We start from the raw sequence: 6,479 nt of genomic DNA on the forward strand, positions 1-6,479 counted from the left end.
CGGTCGAGAAAGGTGAAGCTCGACATCGATCGCGATTTGTCGCACGCCTGGGGCCCCAATCGCGTCGTCGTCGGAGACCGCCATGATCCGCCTGCTGCTCAACATCCTGTGGTTCATCTTCGGCGGCTTCATCTCGGGCTGCCTGTGGCTGCTGGGCGGCGCGCTCCTGGCCATCACGATCGTGGGCCTGCCCTATGCGGCCGCGGCCTGGCGCATCGCCGGCTTCGCCTTCTGGCCCTTCGGCAAGGAGATCGTGCCGCGCGAGCTGGTGACCGGACGCGAGGACCTGGGCACCGGCGGCCTGGGCTGCGTGCTCAACGTGATCTGGTTCCTGCTGGGCGGCTGGTACATCGCCCTGTCGCACCTGATCGCCGCCGCCGCCGAGGCGGTGACGATCATCGGCATCCCGTTCGCGATCAAGGACCTGCAACTGGCCATCGTGGCCATCGCCCCGATCGGCCGGACGGTGGTGCATCGGCGTTAGAAGCCGGTGAACAGTCGGTCGACTGCGCGCCGACGGATTCGGAAAGACGTCGAACTGCCGGATCACCACGTCCGTAGATCGTCTCCGAAGGCGCCGCGTTGCTCGATCCGTTCGCGATAGGCTTTCAGCGCCTCGGCGTTGTCCTTCGCCCATCGCCGCGCGCGTTCCTCGGCGCCGGCGGGATCGACCTTCTGGAGGTGCAGCCGCAACTGGGTCTCGCTCATGCCGGCCACGGAGATCCCCAGCCGCTTGGCCTGCGCCAGCAGTTCCGGATCGATGCCGACGTCGAGTTCGACCTTGCCCATGGGGGAAGGCTAACACGCGTCTGGCCCGTCCGACAGGTCGGGAAACCGGTGTTTGTAGCTGGCGCTCCGCCGCAGCAGGTGGGTCCAAGGGCCTGAAGTGTCTGGTGAAAAGCCCTGCGCTTCCCAGAACGGACCGCCGGCGGGGGAGGCGGCGGCGTTGCAGGTCAGGAGATCGACCTGGTCGAGGGCTTCTTGGATCAGGGCCGAGGCCAGGGTTCGCGCCACGCCCTGGCGACGGAAGGCGGGGCGGACATAGAAGCGGCGCACGCGGCGGGCCGGCTCGTGGGCGGCGGGCTCGACCCACAGGCCGCCGATCCCCGCCAGTTCGCCGGCCAGCAGCGCGCCCAGCAGGGCCTCGCCGTCGCCGTCGAAGCGCTGGTCGCCGCCGGCCCATTCGTTGGCAAGCAGCGCCATGTTGCGAACGCCCTCGCTCGCCGCGTCGGCGAGGAGGGCGTCGAAGCCGTCCGGCAGGTCGTCGATGATCCGGATCAGCTGAATCAAGATCAGCCCGGCGAGATCATGTTTTCGGGGCGGACGTACTGGTCGAACTCTTCGTTGGTCAGGTAGCCGCCGCCGACGGCCTCCTCGCGCAGGGTGGTGCCGTTCTTGTGCGCGGTCTTGGCGATCTTGGCGCAGATGTCGTAGCCCAGCTTGCCGTTCAGGGCCGTGACCAGCATCAGGCTGTTCTCGACGCCCTTCTTGATGTTGTCGACGCGGGGCTCGATGCCGACGACGCAGTTGTCGGTGAAGCTGATCGCGGCGTCCGACAGCAGGCGCACCGATTGCAGGAAGTTGTAGGCCATCACCGGGTTGAAGACGTTCAGCTCGAAGTGGCCCTGGCTGCCGGCGAAGGTGACGGCGGCGTGGTTGCCGAACACCTGCACGCAGACCTGGGTGAGGGCCTCGCACTGGGTCGGGTTGACCTTGCCCGGCATGATCGACGAGCCGGGCTCGTTTTCCGGCAGGCTCAGCTCGCCCAGGCCGGCGCGCGGGCCGCTGCCCAGGAAGCGGATGTCGTTGGCGATCTTGAACAGGCTGGCGGCGACCGTGTTGATCGCGCCGTGGCTGAAGACCATGGCGTCGTGGGCGGCCAGGGCCTCGAACTTGTTCGGGGCGGTCTTGAAGGGCAGGCCGGTGATGCCGGCGATCTGCTCGGCCACCTTCTCGGCGAAGCCGATCGGGGCGTTCAGGCCGGTGCCGACCGCGGTGCCGCCCTGGGCCAGCTCCATCAGCTTGGGCAAGGTGCTTTCGATGCGCTCGACGCCGTTGGCGACCTGCTGGGCGTAGCCGCCGAACTCCTGGCCCAGCGTCAGCGGGGTGGCGTCCTGGGTGTGGGTGCGGCCGATCTTGATGATCTTGGCCCAGGCGTCGGACTTGGCCTTCAGGGCCGTGTGCAGGTGCTTCAGGGCCGGCAGCAGGTCATGGACGATCTGCTCGGCGCAGGCCACGTGCATCGCCGTCGGATAGGTGTCGTTCGACGACTGGCTCATATTGACGTGGTCGTTGGGGTGGACGGGCTTCTTGCTGCCCATCTCGCCGCCCAGCATCTCGATCGCGCGGTTCGAGATCACCTCGTTAGCGTTCATGTTCGACTGGGTGCCCGAGCCGGTCTGCCAGACCACCAGCGGGAAGTGCTCGTTCAGCTTGCCTTCGATGACTTCGTTGGCGGCCGCGACGATGGTCTCGGCGATCTTGGGGTCCAGCTTGCCCAGGGCCAGGTTGGCCTCGGCGGCGGCCCGCTTGACGATGCCCAGGGCGCGGACGACGGGAAGCGGCTGCTTCTCCCAGCCGATCTTGAAGTTGCCGAGCGAGCGCTGGGCCTGAGCGCCCCAGTACTTGTCGTTCTCGACGGCGATCGGGCCGAAGGTGTCGGTCTCGTTGCGCGTGGCGGTCATGCGGCGGGTCTCCGGAAAAACGGTCGAGCGGGGTCTAGACCCAAGGCGGGCGGAGGGCAACGTTCCGCGCTTGCGAAGGCGTCAAACGGGCCTTACGCCTCGAAATCTGGCGGAACAGGAGTCTTCCATGAGCCCTCACATCGCCCTGCTGCGGGCCGTCAATGTCGGCGGGTGCAAGGTGCTGAAGGACGACCTGCTGGGTCTGGCCAAGGACCTGGGCTTCGACGACGCCAAGACCCTTCTGGCCAGCGGCAACCTGGTGCTGTGGGGCAAGAGCGGGTCGGACGCCGACATCGAAAAGCGCCTGGAGGACGGGCTGGAGACGCGCATGGGCCTGCGCACCGACTTCATGGTGCGCTCGCCGGCCGAGCTGAAGGCGATCATCGCCGGCAATCCGTTCCCCGACCTGGTCGAGGTCCGGCCCAGCCACCTGGTGGTCAACTTCCTCAAGCACCCGATCCCCGCCGGCGACATCGAGGTGCTGCGCGCGTCGATCACCGGCCGCGAGCGTGTCGAGGGGAGGGGGAAGGAGCTCTATGTCGACTTCATCGACGGCATCGGCGAGTCGATGCTCGACCGCGACTGGAAGAAGACCAAGAAGGCCCCGGTCGGCACCGTCCGCAACTGGAACACGGTGATGAAGCTGGCGGCGATGGTGGGTTTGTAAGGGACGCGCCGGTCCGGTCTTGGCTATACCGACCGCAGACAAGGAGACCGCCCATGCTCGTCGCCACCACCAACGATCTGCCTGGCCACCGCATCGTCGCCCATCTGGGGCTGGTGCGCGGCGTCACCGTCCGCTCGCGCAGCGTGATCGGCAATATCGGCGGCTCGATCCAGTCGATCTTCGGCGGCAAGCTGTCGATCTATGTCAACCTGGCCGAGGCGGCCCGCAAGGAGGCCTACGACCTGCTGGTGGCCCATGCCGCCGAGCTGGGCGCCAACGCCGTCATCGCCATGCGCTACGACGCCAACGAGATCATGGAAGGCATCACCGAGGTCCTGGCCTACGGCACGGCCGTGAAGGTCGAGCCCGCCGCGTAATGGATGATGGCTGGACGCATCACGGCAAGGTCCGGGCTCGCGAGGACGGCGGCGAACTGACCGTGGTGGTCGACGGCCTGACCACCCAGGCAAAGTACTACAAGCCGCTGATCTACGAGTTTTTCCGCAAGGTCTGGCGCGGCTCGCGGCCGGCCTGGGGCGAGTTCTCGGTCGAGATCGGCATGGAGTTCGTCGGCGAGCCGCCATGGATGGACCTGGACAACCTGGCCAAGGCCCTGCTGGACGCCATCAAGGGCTACGCCTTCCACGACGACGCCCAGGTCGCCCGCCTGCTGGTCGAGCGCCGCCCGGCCGAGCGCGAGCGGATCGTCATCGTGGTGCGGAAGCTAGAGTCGCGCTTTCTGCGGTCCACGCTCGAAGACTGACGAGCCCACCGCGACCAGCATCACCAGCATGAAGGCGCCGTAGCGGCCCAGGCTGGCCGGCTCGTCGGACATCAGCTGTTGGAAATGCGCCAGCACCAGGTCTGCGCCCGCCAGGATCGGCATGCCGAAGGCCATGGCCGGGAACAGCCGCCGTCCGCGCGGAATGCGCCGTAGCCGCGCCGTCGCCTGAAAGACGAAGGTCACCGCCGCGGCCGCCGCGAAGGCGTTCAGCGCATAGAACCAGAAGGCCTGTTCCAGCAGCCCGCCGCCGTAGGCCGCGTAGAACAGCGTGGCGGCCAGCCAGGCCAGCAGGCCGGCAAGGCTGAAGAAGGCGGCGTCCAGTTTTGACACGATCGGCTCCCCCCGAGGCTTCCCCGGGGAGGGCGGTGCATGGGACGTGCCGCCGTGCGCGGGACGGGGACAGGCGCATGCGCCTGTCCCCAGCCGTGGCGCTAGGCGTTCCAGAACTCCAGGAAGCCCCACGCCGCCAGCAGCAGCGCAAAGGCCAGGAAGACCAGGGTCGTGCAGGTGAAGGCCAGCTTGCGCAGCGAGGTCCAGCTGTCGACGCGCCGCCCGCCGCGCCACACCACGGGCAGCATGGCCAGGGTGGCGATGGTCAGCAGGGTGGCGACGAAGGCGCAGGCCGAGGCGCTGAGCAGCCAGCCGCTGGGCCAGCCGTAGAACACCTTGGCCAGGTCGCGCGCGCCGCTGGCGAACACGCCGACGCCGATCAGGGCGATCAGCCAGAGGATGGCCTGGATGGTCTGCAGCAGGCTGGCGCGGGCCTGGGTCGGGGTCTGGCGCGACTCGCGGCTGTCGCGGGTGGCCACGCCGATCAGGGTGGCGATGGCGGCCAGGGCGGTCAGCACCGCGAACATGGTCAGCAAGCCCGGTTGATGCGGGAAGCCGATGCGCTCGAACGCCGCCACGCCCGTCGGCGAGAAGAACCGCGTGACCTTGCCGTCGTCGCGCTGGAAGACGAGCAGGCCCGAACCGCTGAGCGGCGCGAAGGTGTCGGGCTGGTCGGTCGCCGTCCATTGGCTGGACTTGCCGTCGATCGTCAGGGTCAGGCGGCCGTCCGGCGCGGCGCGCACGGTCGCCTCGCCGATCAGGCGGTCGATGAAGCCTTCCAGTCCGCCGTACGAGCGGCGGGTGGTCAGGAACTGGCCCTCATAGGCCTGGGCCTCGTCATGGGTGATCCGGCTGGCGGCGGGGATCTCGGGACGCGGCGCGTAGAAACGCTCGAGGATGGTGGCGGGCAGGGTGGCGGGCAGGTCGGCGCCGGTGTCGGTGTTGACCGCCACGAACACGCCCAGGCCCAGCTCGGGGACCATGACCATGTTGGAATGGAACCACAGGGTCGCGCCGGCATGGCCGAAGCCGCGACGGCCGCCGGGCAGGGGGATGTCCATGAAGCCGGCGTTCCAGCCCGGCGCGCCGTCGGCCGGGCGGTACATCGAGGTGCGGAACATCGCGCTGGTCTTGGGCGAGAACACCGTCTTGCCGTCGATGGTCCCGCCATTCAGCAGCAGCGTCATGTAGCGGGCCATGTCGCCGGCCGTGCTGGAGGCCGAGCCGGCGGGCGCGATGTGGCCGATGAACTCGGGCGTTTCGGTCTGGAAGCCCAGCGGGGTCCAGCGGAAGCCGTCCGACAGGTCGGCCGCCAGGGCCGGCGCCATCGGGGCGGGCAGGTCGTCCCGCCACGGACGGTTCTCGCGGAAGGTGGTGTGGGTCAGGCCGGCGGGCAGGATCACCTGGTCGGCGACCACCTTCTCGAACGGCTGGCCCGTCACGTTGGCCAGGGCCGCGCCGGCCAGGCCGGCGCCGTAGTTGGAATAGGCCGGCAGCAGGCCCGGCTCGCGCACGCGGTTGGGACGCTCCTGGCGCAGATACAGATCCAGCGGACGCTCGCGACGCGCGTCGCGCTCGAACAGCTGGCCCAGGGCCCGGTCCTCGAACCCGGCGGTGTGGGTCATCAGGTCGCGCAGCCGCACGGGCGTCTTCTTGCCCTGGTCCTTCAACTGCAGCTTCTCGGGCAGGTAGATGTTGATCGGGGTGTCCAGGCGCATGCGCCCGGCCTCGACCTCGTTCATCAGGGCGATCCAGGTGAAGGTCTTGGAGATCGAGCCGACGCGGAACAGGGTCTTGTCGGGATCGACCTTGCGGCCGTCGTTCAGGCTGGCGACGCCGTAGCCCTTCTTCAGCACCACCTGGCCGTTCTGGACGACGGCGATGGTCACGCCGGCGATGTGGTCGCGGGCCATGCGGTCGCGCACGACGCCGTCGACATAGGCCTCGAGGTCGGCGGCCGGCAGCGGGGCCGCGGGGCTGGCGAGAACCGGCGACGGGGTCGGCGCGGCGGCGG

General features: G+C 68.8%; 9 protein-coding genes. 4 read left to right on the forward strand and 5 right to left on the reverse strand.

Going from position 1 to position 6,479, the window contains the following annotated elements:
• The first annotated feature begins 82 nt into the window (after window positions 1-82).
• Entirely contained in the window at window positions 83-484 is a 402-nt protein-coding gene (locus tag AC1DYP_RS22070; RefSeq protein ID WP_477048140.1) for a YccF domain-containing protein, read from the forward strand.
• A 62-nt stretch (window positions 485-546) separates the two neighbouring features.
• Here AC1DYP_RS22070 and AC1DYP_RS22075 read toward each other — a convergent pair whose 3' ends face one another.
• Genes AC1DYP_RS22075 through fumC form a run of 3 tightly spaced genes read right to left on the reverse strand, consistent with a single transcriptional unit; the run spans window position 547 to window position 2,684 of the window.
• Window positions 547-789, reverse strand: a complete 243-nt coding sequence (locus AC1DYP_RS22075) for a type II toxin-antitoxin system CcdA family antitoxin (RefSeq protein WP_477048141.1) — start codon at window positions 787-789, stop codon at window positions 547-549.
• A gap of 9 nt (window positions 790-798) precedes the next feature.
• Window positions 799-1,290, reverse strand: coding sequence for a GNAT family N-acetyltransferase (locus AC1DYP_RS22080; protein WP_477048142.1), 492 nt, complete (start codon window positions 1,288-1,290; stop codon window positions 799-801).
• Between the two features lie 2 nt (window positions 1,291-1,292).
• Complete coding sequence (gene fumC, locus AC1DYP_RS22085; RefSeq protein ID WP_477036112.1) at window positions 1,293-2,684, reverse strand: class II fumarate hydratase; 1,392 nt, start codon at window positions 2,682-2,684, stop codon at window positions 1,293-1,295.
• Between the two features lie 127 nt (window positions 2,685-2,811).
• On the opposite strand from fumC, the gene AC1DYP_RS22090 reads away from it, so the two are divergent.
• Genes AC1DYP_RS22090 through AC1DYP_RS22100 form a run of 3 tightly spaced genes read left to right on the forward strand, consistent with a single transcriptional unit; the run spans window position 2,812 to window position 4,114 of the window.
• The gene (locus tag AC1DYP_RS22090; protein WP_477048143.1) at window positions 2,812-3,351 is read left to right on the forward strand and encodes a DUF1697 domain-containing protein; all 540 of its coding nucleotides are present in this window, start codon (window positions 2,812-2,814) and stop codon (window positions 3,349-3,351) included.
• A gap of 53 nt (window positions 3,352-3,404) precedes the next feature.
• Window positions 3,405-3,728 carry a YbjQ family protein gene (locus AC1DYP_RS22095; protein ID WP_477048144.1) on the forward strand — a complete coding sequence of 108 codons (324 nt, stop codon included), beginning with the start codon at window positions 3,405-3,407 and terminating at the stop codon, window positions 3,726-3,728.
• Entirely contained in the window at window positions 3,728-4,114 is a 387-nt protein-coding gene (locus AC1DYP_RS22100) for a RusA family crossover junction endodeoxyribonuclease (RefSeq protein ID WP_477048145.1), read from the forward strand. Before AC1DYP_RS22095 ends, AC1DYP_RS22100 begins: the two co-directional genes overlap by 1 nt.
• Here AC1DYP_RS22100 and AC1DYP_RS22105 read toward each other — a convergent pair.
• Both AC1DYP_RS22105 and AC1DYP_RS22110 read right to left on the reverse strand, forming a co-directional pair.
• Complete coding sequence (locus AC1DYP_RS22105; RefSeq protein WP_477048146.1) at window positions 4,076-4,465, reverse strand: hypothetical protein; 390 nt, start codon at window positions 4,463-4,465, stop codon at window positions 4,076-4,078. The genes AC1DYP_RS22100 and AC1DYP_RS22105 overlap by 39 nt on opposite strands.
• Before the next feature lie 101 nt (window positions 4,466-4,566).
• Window positions 4,567-6,479: serine hydrolase domain-containing protein (locus AC1DYP_RS22110; protein ID WP_477048147.1), on the reverse strand; the 1,913-nt coding region annotated here is incomplete at its 5' end.

The organism is Caulobacter sp. P1_D6, from assembly GCF_056406095.1.